Genomic DNA, 16,722 nt, shown 5'->3' with positions numbered 1-16,722 from the left:
CATATTTTACGTTAAAGATTACTAGTTCTGGCAATTGATAAGCTTGAAAGGCCCCCACAGGGAGTTTTTGCTGCTGTAAGTATTCCAAACATACCCAGCGCAACCGCAAGTGAATAACTCGTCTCAATTGAGTGATAAGGCAACCCGGACGCTATATTCAGTCTTGTGTTAAGGGCATAACTATGGTTGTTCGCTGCACTTTTCAAGATGGTAAAACCGGTAGATGCAGAAGCACTAGCCCACAGTTTGCTCACCGTAAATGGCAAATCTGTCCAGGCATAACTATCATAATAGGATTCTCCAACAGTAGAAACGGGATCACTGTGTTGTGAGACACTGACCAGCGGCGGTCCGGAAACAGGGACTAAATCCAGCGCAAACAACATTTTACCGTTTCGGTCTGCATTCCCCGTTATCTGTTCCCAGGGATCCCTGACTATAAAATCCCGAAAGGTATAGGTACCCAATGAGACCTTAGCCACCGTTGGTTTGTTATCTACGAACTTGTAAATGTTGCCATCTGTCCCCAGCACATAATCGACACAACCAGGCGAGTAATTGGTTGAACCTATCGTATACGGAGGTAAATAGCCCCGCTGTATTTTTTTAGCTTTTACCCCTGCCGGCAACGGAATAGTAATGGTTGTATCCGACTGAAAGCCATTTTGGCTATCATAATTATGGACGTAAGCATATACCAATGAGTCGCTGCCTATGTAAGAGAGAAAATCTACTCCCTCGGTAGTATATGATGCGGCCGTCACAAGTGTTTGCTGATCATCGGTTTGTGCAACCAGCGGCTGTACCCGTAACCGATCCATTTTGATAGGGGTAAATGTAATTGGGGCGTAACTTGTAGCATAATTTGCACCCGTACCAGGCAACGGAATACTTTTTGAGGGCATAAGCGCCTTAGGAACCGCATTTCCGGAGTTCCCGCTTCCCCAACACCACCACTGCCCATCTTCATCGGCAGCATAGCCGATATGGTGAGATATCTGCATTGATACCCATTTTTTACCGCCTGGATGGGGAATTTCCCGAAGCTGCTGGTATTTGTCACAACCGTCACTCGCCGTAAGGGTTGTACCTGCAGGTCCGCTAAGACCCAATTGCTGGCTGGCATTACGCGAACCCCAGTTATAGATTTTTCCCTGATCACTCAGTACAAAGAAGTACCCCAATGCTCTCTGTATCGCTTTAAACGTTTGGCCAGGTGCTCCCATCAGTACATTCTGCGCCGGCAGAGCAGTATACATCGTTTCAAATGGCGAGCTATGTAACGCTGTCCCCGAAGCAGGCCGGTCAAAACCAGTCATACAAGTTTCCGGAACACTGGAAATAGCATAGTTATTAAACCATCCTACATATACAGTGCCTTCCCCGGAAATAAATCCAGATATAAACTGTCCAATGGCAACAGGCGTTCTTGCTGTAAATCCTGAAAAATCCTTTGCATTCAGCAAGCCATTGCAGGGCGTACGCTCTGCTTGTGGATTGGAGGGTGTAGTCGGGCAGTTGGCGCAGACCGATGGTAGCGTTACCGTTGTCTGCGCTATTGCTTCTCCAACACCCAGGAGCAGCAGGGCAAGCAAGATATAACCGATAAATAGCTTCATATATAAAAAGATGATGTGACGGATTGCTAGTTCTGGCAGTTAATGAGTTTGTAAGGGCCGTATGCGTTAGAAGCATTGTTATAGTAAAACCACAGGGTGCCCAGAGAGATGTTAATAGATTTATTATAGGTACTGCCAAGTGACCCATAGGGTTCAAGAGCATCAGATAATCTTGTATTTATGGCGTACGAATGATTATTGTCGGCACTCTTCAAAATGGTAAAACCAGTATCAGTGTCACTACAAGGCCAAATCTTGCTGATTTTGAAATCGACTGTTGGCCAAACATATAAAGTATACCGGGCCTGAGGAACACCGGAGAGCATTGCCCGGGTTGCCGATATGAACGGAGCTCCTCCTTGTACAACCAAATCCAGCGAGTATAGTAACTGATCACTCCGCGATAATGCCGAGTTAATAGGACCAACCGTTCCATTTGGGGCCAAAAACTGCCATGGATCCCGTACAATAAAATCCTGAAATTTATAGGTACCCAAATCCACTTTAACCGCTGGCGGCAATCCGTCCACAAACTTATAGATATTGCCATCGGTGCCCAGCACATAATCAATGGTACCATAGTCCCACGAGGGCGCATTGATTGTAGTGGCATAAGATCCTGCGTACCCCCGCTGAATCTTAACCGCTTTTACCGTATCGGGCAGTGTAATCTGAAGCGTTGTGTCCGACAAAAACCCTTTATTTTGGTCATATTTGTATTGATACGAATACACATTTCCGTCTACGCCTATGTAGCTGAGAAATTCGCTGCCACTCCCGGAAATTCTCTGCGCCAATCGTGGTACTACTATTGTTTGCTGATCATCGCTCTGCGGTACACGCGGCTGCACCCGTAACCGATCCATTTTCACGGGTGTATAGGTAGAAGCCGAAACCGCATACCAAGAAGAACCTACCGATGGTAATGGGATACTTCTGGATGGCATCACTACTTTTGCAGCAAAGCCTCCTCCCCAACACCACCAATTCCCGTCTTCGTCGGCGGCATAGCCAACGTCGTCGCCTACCTGCATTGCTTTCCAAAGTTTCCCATCCGGATGGGGTATTTCCCGGAGCTTCTGGTGGGCTGAACAATCTTGCTGAGCATTCAGGGTTGAACTTGCCGGCCCACCGATATAGACAGTTCCCCCCCCATAATTAAAAAACATTCTGCCCCAGTTATAGATTTTCCCCTGATCACTGAGAATAAAAAAACCATTAGTGATTTTTTGTATAGCCTTAAAGGTTTGGCTGGGAGCATCCACCAATACATTTCGCGCTGGTAAGGCCGTGTGCATTGAGGATCCGCTACCACTGTATAATCCCGTATTAGAAGACAGACGCTCCCAGCCATTTATACATATTTCATTTGTACTACTTGCCGGAAACCCCTCCTGGCTAAACCATCCTACATAGACCCTACCTTCATTAGAAATAAAGCCTGATATCATTGAACCAGCTGGATTGCCATATTTATAGCCAAACGCCGAGAAGTCACGTACGTTTGACAATCCGTTACAAGGAGCTAGCTCGCCCAATACATTGGGTGTTGAACTGTTCGGGCAGGTAGCGCAAGCGCCTGGCAAGGTTACGGTTATCTGGGCCGTGGCCAACAGGCTCTGGCAAAAAACGATGAAAAGCAGTATGCGTGTTTTCATGATAAAAGTTGCCCTAGCATTAAGTGTTTGTTACAATAGTAAAACCAGTGGTTGATCCGTCCCGGCCCGGCCACTTCCGGAAATAAAGGAAGCCGGGACGGCACTGCAATCCGGACAACAGCAGCCCCTACCACACGGTTAAAGCTACAGGACTGTCCGTTTTGAGTCAGGGTAAAGGTGGTGGTGCCACTGGTAGTAGCTACCCCGCTGGCGGTGAGCGTTACGGTTTGCGTGCCCGTGGTGGCAAAGGAATATTTACCTTTTTTACCTACCGATACCTGGATGGCTTGGGTTACGCCCGGCCCGATGACAGCATTGGCTTGAATCGTTCCTACAAACGCCACCGAGCAATTAATAAACGACGTAATTTCGGCGCTGCAGTCGGTGCAAGCACCCTGTAATACAACCCTTGTCTGGGCGTGCGTAATGCCACTCAGGGCAACAAGCAACAAAAAAAGTAAAGTACATTGTTTCATACATGTACGGTGATGTATATTATTCATACTTACTTTCACTTGCTAAGCGTCCCCGGCGTTATGGCCGTACAATTAGTGACGGTTAATACGTTCCGCAGGGTTGGTTTGCCTGTTACGGTCAGGTCGGCTGAGCAGGAACCGGCCGTGCCGATGGTAAACCGGAAATTATTGGTCAGGGCCGTGCCATCGTAATTCAGCGGGATATGGAACTGCTGGNGAGCAGGAACCGGCCGTGCCGATGGTAAACTGAAAGTTACTGGTCAGCGCCGTGCCGTCGTAATTCAGCGGGATATGGAACTGCTGAGTGCCGGTTCTGGTAGCCGTTAAGGTGGTAATGCCATTGGCCAGGCTCATACCCGAGCCCGTCACCGAGACGGGTGAGAAGGTACCCGTGGCCGAAACCGTAATGGTCACGATCAGGTCGGTTTGCCCGGCCGTACCGAGGATTGGTGCCGGTGCTAGCATCGTTTTGGAGCAGTCGATGGTACCGGTGGCTGAGTTGGGGGTAGTTGGCCCAAGAGGACCACCCGTGCCCGGGCTAGTGTTGCAATCTAACAGTTGTTCGTTGGCGATAGGAACAGGGAAAGGTGATGTATACAATCCACCACCCGTTTCATTTAGTATTCCTAATTTTCCGGCCCCGGTATGGCTTCCCATATCACCGACAAAGTACCCTCGGCGGCTCCGGGAGATAATAAAAAGGTTGTACCTGGAATATGTTTCAACCTGCGTACCAATCTCTCCTAAATAAGCTGCGCCCCGAAAATTGATAGCTTCAATATCCCATGCGGAAGGAGAGGTACCAACGATATTGAAATTATCTGCGCATTCGTCAGGTGATAAGTTAGGGTCGTTTGCAACTGACAAAAAGTTACCTGCTGAAATTCCCCACCCATTAATACCAACATTATTCAGGACCGCCCCGCTCCAGTAAACACGGTTTCTATCGTCTATGACCATTACATTCGGTACATATGTGCTACCTAACTGGTTCGGGCTGGCAATACCGATAAGTTTTGTTGCTCCTGCAGGTAAAGCAACTTCTACAAATTTTTTCAGGTAATATACGGTATCATAAACTGACGCATTCAGTTTCATTTTTTCCAGTTCGGTACCGGTTACCGGCGTATTTTTTAAAGGCGCAGAATAATAAGACATACGTTGTGCGCCGGGGAACCTTACTCCTTTCCAGGCTCCGGTGATATACCCCTTACCACTGGCGCTGAGTGCCAGATTACAGTTATTCCCAAATACTGATGTCACCTTTCCGAAGGAACGAATCATGACAATATCTTCACCAGCCGGAAACGGGACTTCAACAGGAACAAGGGTAGCTATATTCCCAAATATCTCGTCATTACTGGATGAAGAAATATTATACAAAGAGGGTACCCCTGTATAAGACATCTGATCTCGTACGCCGGTATAATATATTTTTCCATCATTTCCCTTCAGATAAGCCATTTTCTGATTACTTCCATTAGCGGGCAGCCATACATTCGTATATTTAAATGTTCCGCTTACCCCTGCTGGTTTTGGAATGGCAGCAAAACTCAATGCAAACCTGCCATCTATAAAATAAGCATTACCGGAACTCCCAACAGCCATCGCATAATTGTAGGTTCCGCTTCCGTTTGCATCAAAATCGACCAGGCTCGTTTCCGTTGAAACAGTCAGTAGCCGTGGTTTCCGAACGGCTGCTGTTGTATCTGTTGCCCCTCCTGTAAGAACCGGCCACGCAGGCGTTGAACCATATTCGGCTGAACTTAACAAACCGACACCTGCACCATCGGCAAGCTGTCCTCTGATTCCCCATGCATAAAGCTTACCGCTTTCAGTCATACAAAAGAACATAGGACCTTGCTGGTTACCGACCACCCGGACTTTTTTAACTGTTTCTCCCGCAGGCGATGGCAAATAGAATGGAGCCAACACCCTGACAGGAACACCTCCTGATGCTATTTTGGAAGTAATTGCCCAGTTTATGTTAGACCCCCATACATACATGCGTTTGTCCGTCGTAAGCCCGATACTATGCCCTCCTTTCCAAGGACTTATTGCCGAGATATGATCCCAGGCAAGGGTTGAAATTGCCGGAGCACCGAGATCGGATCCATACTGCGCCTGAGCGTTTGTGCTGATGAGCAGGGCCGTCAGCAGATACAGAAGACGTATGCTTGTGTATAGTTTTTTCATGGTTTTTATGGGTAATTGATAATTGCGACATTATAATAGTTAGTTGAGTAACTACTTACTCTGTACTGCCGGTGTAATGGATGTGCCGTTTTGCAGAGTGAAGACGCCTTTACATGTTGGTTCGCTCAACACATTAGACATTAAGCGATTAGAGCAGATAGCGCTAACGCCGGGGAAGGATATTGTTATCCCGGCAAAGGCTCCCATAAGCACCCCGTTTATCAAAAAAACAAATGCCTGTATTTTCATTATGTTAACATTTTTCAGCAAGTAAAAATAGGTATTAATATTTACATATTTATATATATTTAAACAAAATACACATTCTCCAATGTACATATCAAATACGTCTAAAGCTGTGGTAAAATACAAATACCCATTAAAGCCAAACCGGAAAAATCACGTGCATTCAGCACCTGAGGATATCATTACTTGATCCGGGCATGTCACACTTAGGTCAGGCAACCCTACCTGCTGTTGCGCGATCGCAAACAGGCTTTGACATAACAGCCATATAATCAAGATATGCACTCTCTCATATAACCGTTTTAGTTAAATAAACACACGTTTATGTTTTTTATAACAACTGTCTTAGTTATACTAAGTATGTTCTTTATTATATAATAAAACTATCATATACAATTCTCTGCACGGGACCTTTTGTCTATCTAAGTATGGCACCACATATTATTTCAGGTCATTTTGTAAGCGGATAGTACTGATTTGTGCAGCACTTCTTCCTTCTTCAAACGTTTTCTGTTTAAAGCCAAAGGGTATGGCATATACATCCCGCTCACTTTCATGTGATCAGACTGTTAGATTAATAGTTTTTTATTCGATTTCATATATTCTATAATACATTTCAGCACAAAGCCAATCTAACGGTATACCATATACGCATTTACTCTGTCCAGAAATTTTATATTCCGGCAGTAAATCAGACCTCTAACGAGAGAGGATAGCTGGCATCAGGAAAAGGTTACGTATTTCTACAAACTCATCATTTTCTTTTCAATTAGATCTTCGCTGGCACGTTTATTGCCAGTTACATCGATAGTACTTCACGATAAAAGCTATAGGTTATAAATACAGTAACCTGTATTCATTATATCAGTTATTTGACTGTAAATGATGCAAAAAGTCACAATACCTGTACATATGAGTTATTTTCTTTAGGATAAATAGCCTTCATATGTCTGATACCTGACAAGCTATTGCAAATGAACACGGTATACTAATGCGTTCCAATACTCATAATTAAGTACTCAATTATTATGATACCTGATAAATGGTATCTGACAAAGAACGGATCTTTACAAACCAGCCGTTTCTGATAGCTTTTGCCACAGCTTCGGTAATGCTGCTGGTGTTTGTTTTCATCAGGATACGCCGCCGGTGGGTATCAATCGTATTCGGACTGATGTTCAGCGAGTAGGCGGCCTGCTTACTGGTTTTACCGTCGGCCAACAGTTCCAGAATGGATAGCTCCCGAAAGGTCAGCGGTTCCTGTGACTTTGGTTCATTCGGATGAATGGTAAAGACAGGATGTGTAACATCAGTCATATCCAGGCTTGTTATGCTGGCAGGTGCATTGGCGGGTCGCAGATGGGATACATCAACCGTGATACACAACATGGCAGCAGGATACAGGCCGTCATTCATAAAAACCGGTTTCCGTAAATGCATAACCTGCATTTGCCGGCCATCCAGCGTGAGCTGTCTGAAATAAACGGTTTTTTGACGTTGCCGGGCTTTCAGGGCGGTCAGTGATTCCCTTTCGGACTGTAGAAATTGTAGCCAGACAGGAACGTCTTCCGGATAAACATGATTAACACCACGCTCTGCCAGATGTAACAGATTAAGTTCTTTTTCATCTGCGCCAAATACGTGTCTGAGTGCTCCTCCGGCGCCATACAAGCCATAAGGCTCATATAAACACAATTCATAACCATACAAGCCAAGCCAGACGAATTGCCGGAGTTGCTGCTCCACGTCGGCCATCATAGTCGGCCAATCAACATTCACTACATGATCGGGTATTTGAATGGACATAGTTATACAATTAAGTTACGGTTTGGCTTTCTGAAAAGCTATTACTATTTCTTCTGTGAATTGAGCAATTTCCTATCCATGCCTTAAGCTATACGATTACAAATGATACCAACTAAGGTTTATTGATCGTAAATGACTTTTTTAGCTGGTTGAATGTCACTTTCTTCCTCTGAATCGGGTTAACAGTCACAATCGCTATCAAATAATTCACGAATTAGCACTCAAACAAACTGAATTCAATATTTAATTAACCAAATCAGCCATTTTACAATATCAATACATAACAATTTTATGATATGTAGCACAATATTTGTACGGCTCTTATTTGAAAATCCAATGTCTTTTTTTGTACTATTCTACTTTGTCTCAGACATTTAACCGTTTCCTGTCTTTTTTGTATTTATTATATATGCTTTTGTATACAAAAGACCATTTTCTATTAAAAAAGACAGGTACTTTGGAAAAATGACTGTACACACCTTTTTTATAAAACTCATTCATATTTTAGTCAATTAATATAGTATCATGAACATATTGTTACATTTTCTCTATATTGCACCATCTAATTAATATTATTATTAAACCCAGTACCCTTTTTGGGTAACCACTTATACGTAACATGTACACTTGTATTATTATTGAAGATGAGCCGGTTTTCGTTGATCAGCTCACAGATTACATTAACCGAACAGAAATGTTCACCACTCCTGTCGTTTGCCATACAGCGATGGAGGCATTCAGTATAATGAGTCAGACTCAGTTTGATGTCGTATTCCTGGATTGCCATTTACCGGACATGAATGGCCTTGACCTAATCAGCCAATTCTCGAAAATCAGTAAAATCATCGTTACAACTGCGCATGTGAATCTGGCGGTAGTTTGTTTCGACATCGATGAGATTATTGATTATATAGTAAAACCGTTTGAATTTCCAAGGTTTTTACGGGCAGTTCGCCGGGCAATTTCAGACCTCACACCTATTCAAAAAGATGCGGAAGATAAAGAAGTTATCTATTTGAAAGCAGGACGGACATTTGCCCGCTTCATTGTAAGTGAAATTTTATACGTTGAAGCATTTGGTGCCTACGTAAAAGTTTATACAACCCAAGGCTTTACCGTAATTAATCAGCGGTTAGCACCTTTATTAAAAAATGAGCTTAAATCAAAACGCTTTATCCGGGTCCATAAATCTTTTATCATAAATTCAGATTATTTAGCCAAAATCGATGCGAATAAGCTATTTATAGGCTCAACCAAGATCCCGATTGGTATAACATACAGGACGGCTTTCACCAAATACCTACAGCAAGCCGGCATTATTGATAAAGATCAGAAACCAAAGAAATAATACCGACCATATCATTTAATGATACACTTAATTTTAATACCCGGCTGTAGACCGGCCCGTTTATGCTATCTGATCAGCTTTTAATTGCCTGGCTTCCTCTGGATACCCAAAAGGCATTCAGAAAGCTTTCTACTATTAATCAACTCAGGTTCATACTAATATGGATTATTAACGGCCTTTGCCTGCTATGCTTCCCGATTGTTATATGGCTAAACCTTCGGATTGGAAATACCGTTTTTGCCACTATTAACATAGTTTATTTACTGGTAGCTTCACTACCAACGTTATATGCTTGTTATCAACTAAGAATTAAGTTTGCTTTATACTATAGCCTTTTTACATTTTATATAGGTATTCTGGCGTATTATACGGCAAGTATTTTAAAAGGGTTTGATACACATTGTGAATTGTTATTTATTGCTCACGCTGCTTTTAGTATTATTTTCCTCAAAAAAAAGCAGTCAGTACGGGTTTTTCTTTTTCTGTTGGCCAATTTTATAGGCCTCAGGTATTATATAGAATCGCTGGATGTAAAACCACAACAGCAGGGTTTTCTGGTAAATAGTCTAAGCATATTTATCGCTCTTTTTGTGCTGATCTATTATGTGAAAATATTGGCTATTAAAAATAGTTATCATCAAACCCGTGAAAGACAATTACTGCGCAGGAACTATCAACGGCTAACTGAAATTAACCAGTTAAAAGACAAAACATTCGGCATGATTGGCCATGATCTTCGTAGTCCGATAGCTGTGTTAAAAACACAGCTAATGCTTTTGCGTAATAGTATTGATAACAATAAGGAGCTCACACAGCATAGCCAGGATTTAAGCACCCTTGTTGATACGATTCAGGTGCTACTTGACAATATCTATCACTGGTCAATGCTTCAGCAAGATGCGTTGATTAGCCGCAAAGTCAATGTTGATCTTGCTGATATCGCAGATGAAGCATTGCAGACTTATGTTCATTTATCAGCCAATAAACGGCTCAAGCTCGAAACCAGCTTTAAGTCTGCTTTTACAACCGGCGATGAATACCAACTGCTTGTTTTAGCGAGGAATCTGATCCAGAATGCCATTAAGTTTACACCAAACTCGGGCATAGTACGTGTTGAAACTGGTGTTGCCAACGATAAGGTCTTCCTTTTGGTTAAAGATACAGGTATTGGTTTTCCAGAACCGGTTTCGGATGACTGTAACGTTCATGTTTTGCAAAGATCCGGAACAATGGGTGAAAAGGGTTCAGGCATGGGGCTATCCATTATCCGCGGGCTTACAAAATTAAATGGTGGTTTTGTACACTACGAAAGCATACCTGGCCAAGGCACGAAAGCACGTATAATTTTCAACAAATCACTAACACAACTGTCAGATAAACGGTATTCACGTAAATTAGCGGGAGATGAGTAACTATGCTAAACGGCTCATCTCCCGACCAATCGTTTACTCTTTATAAAACACACGCTTTACGCGTTCACTAACCCCGGTAAGAATTTCATACGGTATGGTTCCAATGGCCCGGGCCATAGCTGAAATAGGCGCACCTTCACCAAATACAATTACTTCGTCGCCTTCATTAGCGCTGACACCTGTCAGATCAACCATGGCCATATCCATACAGACGTTGCCAATCGTGGGGCAAGGAGTTCCATTGACCAAGACAGAGCCTACACCCTTCCCCAGGCGCCGGTCAAACCCATCTGCATAACCAAGGGCGAGCGTTCCGATTCGTGCTTTATGAGCAAGCTCACCGGAACGACTGTAACCAACGGTTTCGCCGGCCGGTACGGTCTTAATTTGGCTGATAACGGTTTTCAGCGTACCCACTGTACGTAAAAGTTGCTGCTCCTGCTGTGTAGCCTCTACCCCATACAGACCGATTCCAAGCCGAACCATATCCAGTTTAAACTCCGGAAAGCGGACAATACCCGCAGAATTCAGCAAATGCCGGATCGGGCAGTACCCCAACACATTGGCTAACGTCTCAGTACCGGCGATGAACTGCTGATATTGTTCGCGGGAAAAGGCGTTGAACCGGGCCTCATCGGCTCCTGCCAAATGACTGAATACGCTGGCCACCCGTATTTGCGGTTGCGCTGCCAGCAGGGCTCCTGCCTCGCTCAGTTCATCCGGCCGAAAACCTAACCGGTGCATACCGGTATCTATCTTTATGTGTACCGACGATGTCTCCTGCGGCCGGGCCTCCAGAAAACCGATCCATTCGCGCAGAATACGAAAGCTGTAAATCTCGGGTTCGAGCCGGTATTCGAGCAGCGTAGCAAACGTTTCCGGCGATGGATTCATGACCATAACCGGCAACTCAATACCGTTCTGACGCAGCGTTACCCCTTCATCAGCATAGGCTACTGCCAGGTAATCTACCCGCTGGAACTGCAGCAACTGAGCGACTTCAGCGCTCCCGCTTCCGTAAGCAAACGCTTTTACCATGACCATCACCTTCGTTTCCGGTCCGGCTTTCCGGCGGTAATAATTCAGGTTATGGGTCAACGCATCCATATTGATTTCCAGCACCGTTCCATGAAACTTACGCTGCAGGCGCTGCACAATCCGTTCAAACGAAAACGCCCTGGCCCCTTTTACCAGGACCACACTATCCCGGTAACGATCCGGTGATTCTTCCGCTAAAAACGCCTCCGTTGAGGCATAAAACTGACTCCCGGCCGGAAAATAGTGTGTATTTCGGCTCAGTTCAGGACCAATTCCGATAAACCGGTTCAGGTGCTGCTCGCTGATCAGACGGCCAATATGTGCATACAGTTCCGCTTCCTTCTGACCGGATTGAAGCACATCCGATAAAATCACCACTTTGCGGTCACGGTTGACCTGCTGCTGCAAAAAGCTCAGTGCCAGCTGCAGACCTGCCACATCGTTATTGTACGAATCATCAATAAGAACGCACTGATTAATCCCCTCCTTCAGTTCGAGCCGCATCGATACAGGCCGGAGCCGGTTCAGACGGGCCTGCAGGTCCGCCGGATCGGTAATACCCATGATAATCAGAGTCACAACGCAATGAATCAGGTTTTCAACAGAGGCCGGGTCAGCAAAAGGGAGCTGTAAACTCCAGGCACCATGAGTCGGGTGCTGTAAATGAAGCCCGTGTTGAACAACCGATGCGCTGAACTCAGTAGCGGGGCCATCGCCCATATGCCAGCGAACCAGCCGGATCGACGGATTGACTGCTTTCAGCAGTAAGTTTACTTCTTCATCAATTTCCGGATAATCCTGACGATATACCAGCACTTCGGAACGGGTAAACAAGCGAAGCTTCTCGGCGACCTTCTGCTTCCGGCTCCGGAACCCTTCATCATGTGCCGTTCCGATATTGGTAAAAATGCCGATCGTCGGGCGGATGATTGGCTCAAGTACCTGCATTTCGTGGGGCTTTGAAATACCGGCTTCGAATATGCCGAGTGTATGCGTTTCATTCAGTTGCCTGACCGATAGCGGAACCCCGACCTGCGAATTGTAGCTTTTAGGACTACGGACAACGCCAAAGGTAGGGCTTAACAACTGCGTCAGCCATTCCTTGACGATTGTCTTTCCGTTACTACCCGTAATACCGATTACCGGAATCCGGAATTGCCTCCGGTGGGCAACCGCCTGCTCTTGTAATGCCTGCAGGCTATTAGGTACCTCATGAAACGTAGCATCGCAATAAGCTGCCCATGCAGCCCGGCGCTCCGGCGTTATGGCAGCACTTTCCACCACAAACTGCCTTACCCCTTTTTCATATAACTCATCAATAAACTGGTGGCCGTCATGCCGTTCGCCACGAATCGCAAAAAATATACTTTGCTCCGGCACCATCACCTGCCGGGAATCTGTAATCCAATTCATATGTAGAGCCGCAACATCCTGCGGCTATTTGGTATTTCAATGATACCCCAAAGATATTATCTTTGATCAGGTAAATGTATTCTTAATGCTTGCCTGCCCGTCTGATTAAACCAGAACAAACACCTTACATCCACCCCCGTTTCTTAAAATAAATCACCAGCGCAACCGTAACAACACCCATAATGCCCCAGACGGTATAATACCCATAATGCCAGCTCAGCTCCGGCATATGCTCAAAGTTCATTCCGTATACGCCTACAATAAAAGTCAGCGGCATGAATATAGCCGAGAAAATAGTCAGGGTTTTCATCACCGAATTCATGCGGTTACTTACCGTTGACAGGTGCAGATCCATCAGCCCCGGTATTAATTCCCGGTACGAATCCAGGGTTTCTATCACCTGCGAAACGTGGTCGTATAAATCGCGCAGATAGGGCTGCAGAGTTGCCTTAATCAGGACCGATTCTTCGCGCATCATCATCCCGATCATTTCACGGACCGGCCAGACAACACGGCGCATGAAGTTCAGTTCACGCTTCAGGGCATATAGCATCGTCAGTGTAGGCTGACCGGCCTGCTGTTGTACGATGTGATCTTCCAGAATATCCAGCCGTTCGCCAACGCGCTCAAGCACTGAAAAGTAATGGTCCACAATCACATCCAACAAGGCATAAAACAGATAATCAGCCCCGTTGCGCCGCGTTTTGCCGGCTGATGCCTTAATCCGGTTCAGGACAGGATCGAATATATCGTTGGTACGCTCTTCCTGAAAAGACACGACAAAGTTTTTACCCAATACCAGGCTAACGTGCTCACTATCAATTTCGGCCAGGCTATCATCGTAGTGAAGCATTTTAAGCGTGACAAACATGGTGGTGTCATCATACGGCTCCAGCTTTGGTTTCTGATGGGTATTAACCACATCTTCCAGTAATAGAGGATGGAGCTTATACTGATCCCCAATCGCTTCAATCACCTGCGACTGATGGATGCCATCAACATCCACCCAGGTCACAAACGGAGTATCGTCGGCCGGTAACCGGCAGGCACTCAGCCGGCCTGACTCATCGATCCGGTACGTTTCTGCGTTGTATTCGACCCGTCGTATATGTGTAGCGTGCTCAATCTCCTGCCCGACATACGTTACTGTACCGGGTGAAGTACCTAAATTTTTTTCCGAATACCGGTGTCGTCTTTTCGTCATAGATTAGCAAGAATCAGAACCAAATATAACAGGATGTTGTGTTACTTTGCAGGATGGACTTAACGATAGACCCGGCCCTTGCTCACCTCATGCAGGAGCCGGTAATGGCCCGCATCATTGCCGGGACTCCGCACCCCAAACCGGCCGTCGACTGGGCGGGTGACCTGTACCTGGCGTTACTGGAAAGTATCGTTTCCCAGCAAATTTCCATCAAGGCTGCTGATGCCATTTTCCGGCGCTTCCGGGACTTATTTCCTGACCAGTACCCGCATGCCGACGCACTGCTGGTCAAAACAACGGAGGAGCTGCGCAGCGCCGGTTTGTCGTTCCAGAAGATTTCATACCTGCAAAGCGTAGCCACGTTTACGCTGGAAAACCGGCTGGACCACGCCTTTGTCAATACGCTGGCTGACGAAGACATTGTGCAATACCTGTTACCGATCAAAGGTGTGGGCCGATGGACGGTAGAAATGCTGCTGATGTTTGTGCTGGACAGGCCTGATGTGTTTCCGGTTGATGACCTCGTTATTCGTCAGCGCATGATGCGCGCTTTTCCGGACGAAACAGCCGGTCTGACTGGTCGCGCGCTCATCAAAAAGCTACAGCATCTGGCCGAACCCTGGCGGCCTTACCGGACGTTAGCGTCGCGTTACCTCTGGCGCTGGACCACATAGATGATTCCGGTAACGTGTTTACTTTTTAAAGCTTTTTCACTTTAATCCGCACTTTAGACCGGATAATAATCAAAACCTGAATGCCTTCCGGACGGACGGCGATCTGTTTGGGAATAAAGATAAAATCACGCAGATCAAGATTAATTTTACGGCCGGTTTTACCCTGATCAATCGCCTGTTCAATTTTTCCGGGTATCTGATCAATCTGATTATCAAGCGGAATCTGTAAGACATGGCTCAGTGTGTCCCGTAAATGATCATGCAACAGCCAGTCGGCAGTACCCAACAACGTTTCCTGCGTGCGCACATCAAAATCGACATTCTTAACCTGCAATGTATTTGTTAATGTATCAAAAACAGGTTTTCCACGGAAATACAGCGTCCCTTTTATAGCCCCTCCTACCTCCGTCTTAACAATTAAGGATTGCTGCCCGCCATATACACTGGCACTCCTGATCTGGATTGCCCCGCCAGCCAACTGAATTTTGCGCTTCCGCATCGTCTTTTCGAGTACCGTATTGATATCGGCATACTTAACCTGACTCAGCACATGCAGGTCGGTGTCGGCGGGTAATTGCGTTACGCGCTCCAGGCGTGGCAGTCTCCGGACCGGTTTAAATGTTGGTTTGGGCCCGATGGCAATATCCGTCTCGAAACCGATACGAAGCGGTACGGTAATCGTCCTGATATTACCGGATAATGGTGCGGCCGCTACGCTCACTGGTTTAGGCACCAGCCAGATGGTATCTACTTTTTTATTTAGCAGGATCGGCTTTTGCAGATCGCGCCAGATATTTCCTAGTTCGCGTTCTAATCTTACTTCATTCTGTACGGACTGATCAATCGCCGCTTCAATTGTAGTCCGCTGTTTCTCCAGTACCTTGTTAACCAGATTCGTGACGTTCAGCGAAACCCCCAGCACCCGTAAGCGAGGGCGCTTAATCCACTTGTAACTCACAAATGCAGATTTAGTCGACAGCCGCCAACGGGAATTAACTTCTACCGGACTTTTGAAACGAACAAAGAGAACCCCTAACGGGCGTTTGGCTTGTGCCCGTTTTTTACGCATTGCCAGCGGATTTCCGACCCAGATACGCAACGGCGCTGAAAAGACAACCTGCTGACGCACATACCGCAACCTGACCGGCCCGACACGCTCGACCTTGAGGTGAAACTTTTCACTTTTAGTGCCTTTCAGCTGCTCTTCATCTACCAGAACAACCCCAAGTTTATCATTGATTTTTTTCTCCAGATCGGCCAGCTCAAACGTAACCCGACCCACCAAATAAGATTTGGGAGTAGGAATCGGCGGGTCAAATCCGACAGCAGCCGGCGGGTCAGGATTAACGCGGTTACAACCGGCAAATAGTAGTAAAACTATCGTAATGTTGACCCATAAAAAAAAGGTTCGTTCAGCACTCATGGCTATACGAACCTGCGACCCGGAAAAATGTTCTCAGGGTGTTTTATTTATTATCATGTGACGACACGGCAGGCTGGTTGCCGGCGCAACCACAGCCTTTTCCGCAACCCGTCTGTTTCGGTGACAGCAACCGGTATACCCGTTGACCGAGATATACCAGAGCGCCCAGAAACAATAGCAGAATAAGCAGTTCCTGTCCCATAGTGTAC

At 45.8% G+C, this 16,722-nt stretch carries 11 protein-coding genes; 3 read left to right on the top strand and 8 right to left on the bottom strand.

What is annotated here, in order from left to right; genetic code table 11:
• Window positions 1–11: 11 nt before the first annotated feature.
• The 4 genes from BLX24_RS14465 to BLX24_RS14440 form a co-directional block, all read right to left on the bottom strand.
• Window positions 12–1,619 (bottom strand): RCC1 domain-containing protein, encoded by a 1,608-nt coding sequence (locus BLX24_RS14465; RefSeq protein WP_143092678.1) that lies wholly within the window; start codon window positions 1,617–1,619, stop codon window positions 12–14.
• Between the two features lie 26 nt (window positions 1,620–1,645).
• Window positions 1,646–3,277 (bottom strand): hypothetical protein, encoded by a 1,632-nt coding sequence (locus BLX24_RS32145; protein ID WP_143092677.1) that lies wholly within the window; start codon window positions 3,275–3,277, stop codon window positions 1,646–1,648.
• Entirely contained in the window at window positions 3,274–3,753 is a 480-nt protein-coding gene (locus tag BLX24_RS14455) for a hypothetical protein (protein WP_071503850.1), read from the bottom strand. Before BLX24_RS14455 ends, BLX24_RS32145 begins: the two co-directional genes overlap by 4 nt.
• Window positions 3,754–7,221: 3,468 nt before the next feature.
• Complete coding sequence (locus tag BLX24_RS14440) at window positions 7,222–8,001, bottom strand: helix-turn-helix transcriptional regulator (protein ID WP_083421984.1); 780 nt, start codon at window positions 7,999–8,001, stop codon at window positions 7,222–7,224.
• 619 nt (window positions 8,002–8,620) lie between these two features.
• On the opposite strand from BLX24_RS14440, the gene BLX24_RS14435 reads away from it, so the two are divergent.
• Both BLX24_RS14435 and BLX24_RS14430 read left to right on the top strand, forming a co-directional pair.
• Window positions 8,621–9,349 carry a LytR/AlgR family response regulator transcription factor gene (locus BLX24_RS14435; RefSeq protein WP_083421983.1) on the top strand — a complete coding sequence of 243 codons (729 nt, stop codon included), beginning with the start codon at window positions 8,621–8,623 and terminating at the stop codon, window positions 9,347–9,349.
• 62 nt (window positions 9,350–9,411) lie between these two features.
• Window positions 9,412–10,761 carry a sensor histidine kinase gene (locus BLX24_RS14430; RefSeq protein WP_071503845.1) on the top strand — a complete coding sequence of 450 codons (1,350 nt, stop codon included), beginning with the start codon at window positions 9,412–9,414 and terminating at the stop codon, window positions 10,759–10,761.
• Between the two features lie 33 nt (window positions 10,762–10,794).
• Here the strand turns inward: BLX24_RS14430 and BLX24_RS14425 are convergent, their stop codons facing one another.
• Together BLX24_RS14425 and corA are read right to left on the bottom strand one after the other, a co-directional pair.
• Complete coding sequence (locus BLX24_RS14425; protein WP_071503844.1) at window positions 10,795–13,212, bottom strand: bifunctional UDP-N-acetylmuramoyl-tripeptide:D-alanyl-D-alanine ligase/alanine racemase; 2,418 nt, start codon at window positions 13,210–13,212, stop codon at window positions 10,795–10,797.
• Window positions 13,213–13,336: 124 nt separating this feature from the next.
• Window positions 13,337–14,416: a magnesium/cobalt transporter CorA gene (gene corA / locus BLX24_RS14420; protein WP_071503843.1), complete on the bottom strand. Its 1,080-nt coding sequence runs from the start codon at window positions 14,414–14,416 to the stop codon at window positions 13,337–13,339.
• 53 nt (window positions 14,417–14,469) lie between these two features.
• On the opposite strand from corA, the gene BLX24_RS14415 reads away from it, so the two are divergent.
• Window positions 14,470–15,090 (top strand): DNA-3-methyladenine glycosylase family protein, encoded by a 621-nt coding sequence (locus tag BLX24_RS14415; protein WP_071503842.1) that lies wholly within the window; start codon window positions 14,470–14,472, stop codon window positions 15,088–15,090.
• Between the two features lie 25 nt (window positions 15,091–15,115).
• On the opposite strand, the gene BLX24_RS14410 is transcribed toward BLX24_RS14415, so the two are convergent.
• A complete protein-coding gene (locus tag BLX24_RS14410; RefSeq protein WP_071503841.1) occupies window positions 15,116–16,513 on the bottom strand; it encodes a DUF4403 family protein in 1,398 nt (465 codons plus the stop codon).
• A 43-nt stretch (window positions 16,514–16,556) separates the two neighbouring features.
• Window positions 16,557–16,715, bottom strand: a complete 159-nt coding sequence (locus tag BLX24_RS32140) for a FeoB-associated Cys-rich membrane protein (RefSeq protein WP_143092675.1) — start codon at window positions 16,713–16,715, stop codon at window positions 16,557–16,559.
• Window positions 16,716–16,722 lie beyond the last annotated feature (7 nt).

The sequence above is a fragment of the Arsenicibacter rosenii genome (assembly GCF_001870735.1).
GTDB classification, from domain to species: Bacteria; Bacteroidota; Bacteroidia; order Cytophagales; family Spirosomataceae; genus Arsenicibacter; species Arsenicibacter rosenii.
This window is presented reverse-complemented; position numbering and strand designations above follow the sequence as displayed.

What these genes read in the sequence shown, in the direction of transcription:
- BLX24_RS14465 (WP_143092678.1), bottom strand. Translation starts at nt 1,619, where the DNA reads ATGAAGCTATTTATCGGTTATATCTTGCTTGCCCTGCTGCTCCTGGGT.
- BLX24_RS32145 (WP_143092677.1), bottom strand. Translation starts at nt 3,277, where the DNA reads ATGAAAACACGCATACTGCTTTTCATCGTTTTTTGCCAGAGCCTGTTG.
- BLX24_RS14455 (WP_071503850.1), bottom strand. Translation starts at nt 3,753, where the DNA reads ATGAAACAATGTACTTTACTTTTTTTGTTGCTTGTTGCCCTGAGTGGC.
- BLX24_RS14440 (WP_083421984.1), bottom strand. Translation starts at nt 8,001, where the DNA reads ATGTCCATTCAAATACCCGATCATGTAGTGAATGTTGATTGGCCGACT.
- BLX24_RS14435 (WP_083421983.1), top strand. Translation starts at nt 8,621, where the DNA reads ATGTACACTTGTATTATTATTGAAGATGAGCCGGTTTTCGTTGATCAG.
- BLX24_RS14430 (WP_071503845.1), top strand. Translation starts at nt 9,412, where the DNA reads ATGCTATCTGATCAGCTTTTAATTGCCTGGCTTCCTCTGGATACCCAA.
- BLX24_RS14425 (WP_071503844.1), bottom strand. Translation starts at nt 13,212, where the DNA reads ATGAATTGGATTACAGATTCCCGGCAGGTGATGGTGCCGGAGCAAAGT.
- corA (WP_071503843.1), bottom strand. Translation starts at nt 14,416, where the DNA reads ATGACGAAAAGACGACACCGGTATTCGGAAAAAAATTTAGGTACTTCA.
- BLX24_RS14415 (WP_071503842.1), top strand. Translation starts at nt 14,470, where the DNA reads ATGGACTTAACGATAGACCCGGCCCTTGCTCACCTCATGCAGGAGCCG.
- BLX24_RS14410 (WP_071503841.1), bottom strand. Translation starts at nt 16,513, where the DNA reads ATGAGTGCTGAACGAACCTTTTTTTTATGGGTCAACATTACGATAGTT.
- BLX24_RS32140 (WP_143092675.1), bottom strand. Translation starts at nt 16,715, where the DNA reads ATGGGACAGGAACTGCTTATTCTGCTATTGTTTCTGGGCGCTCTGGTA.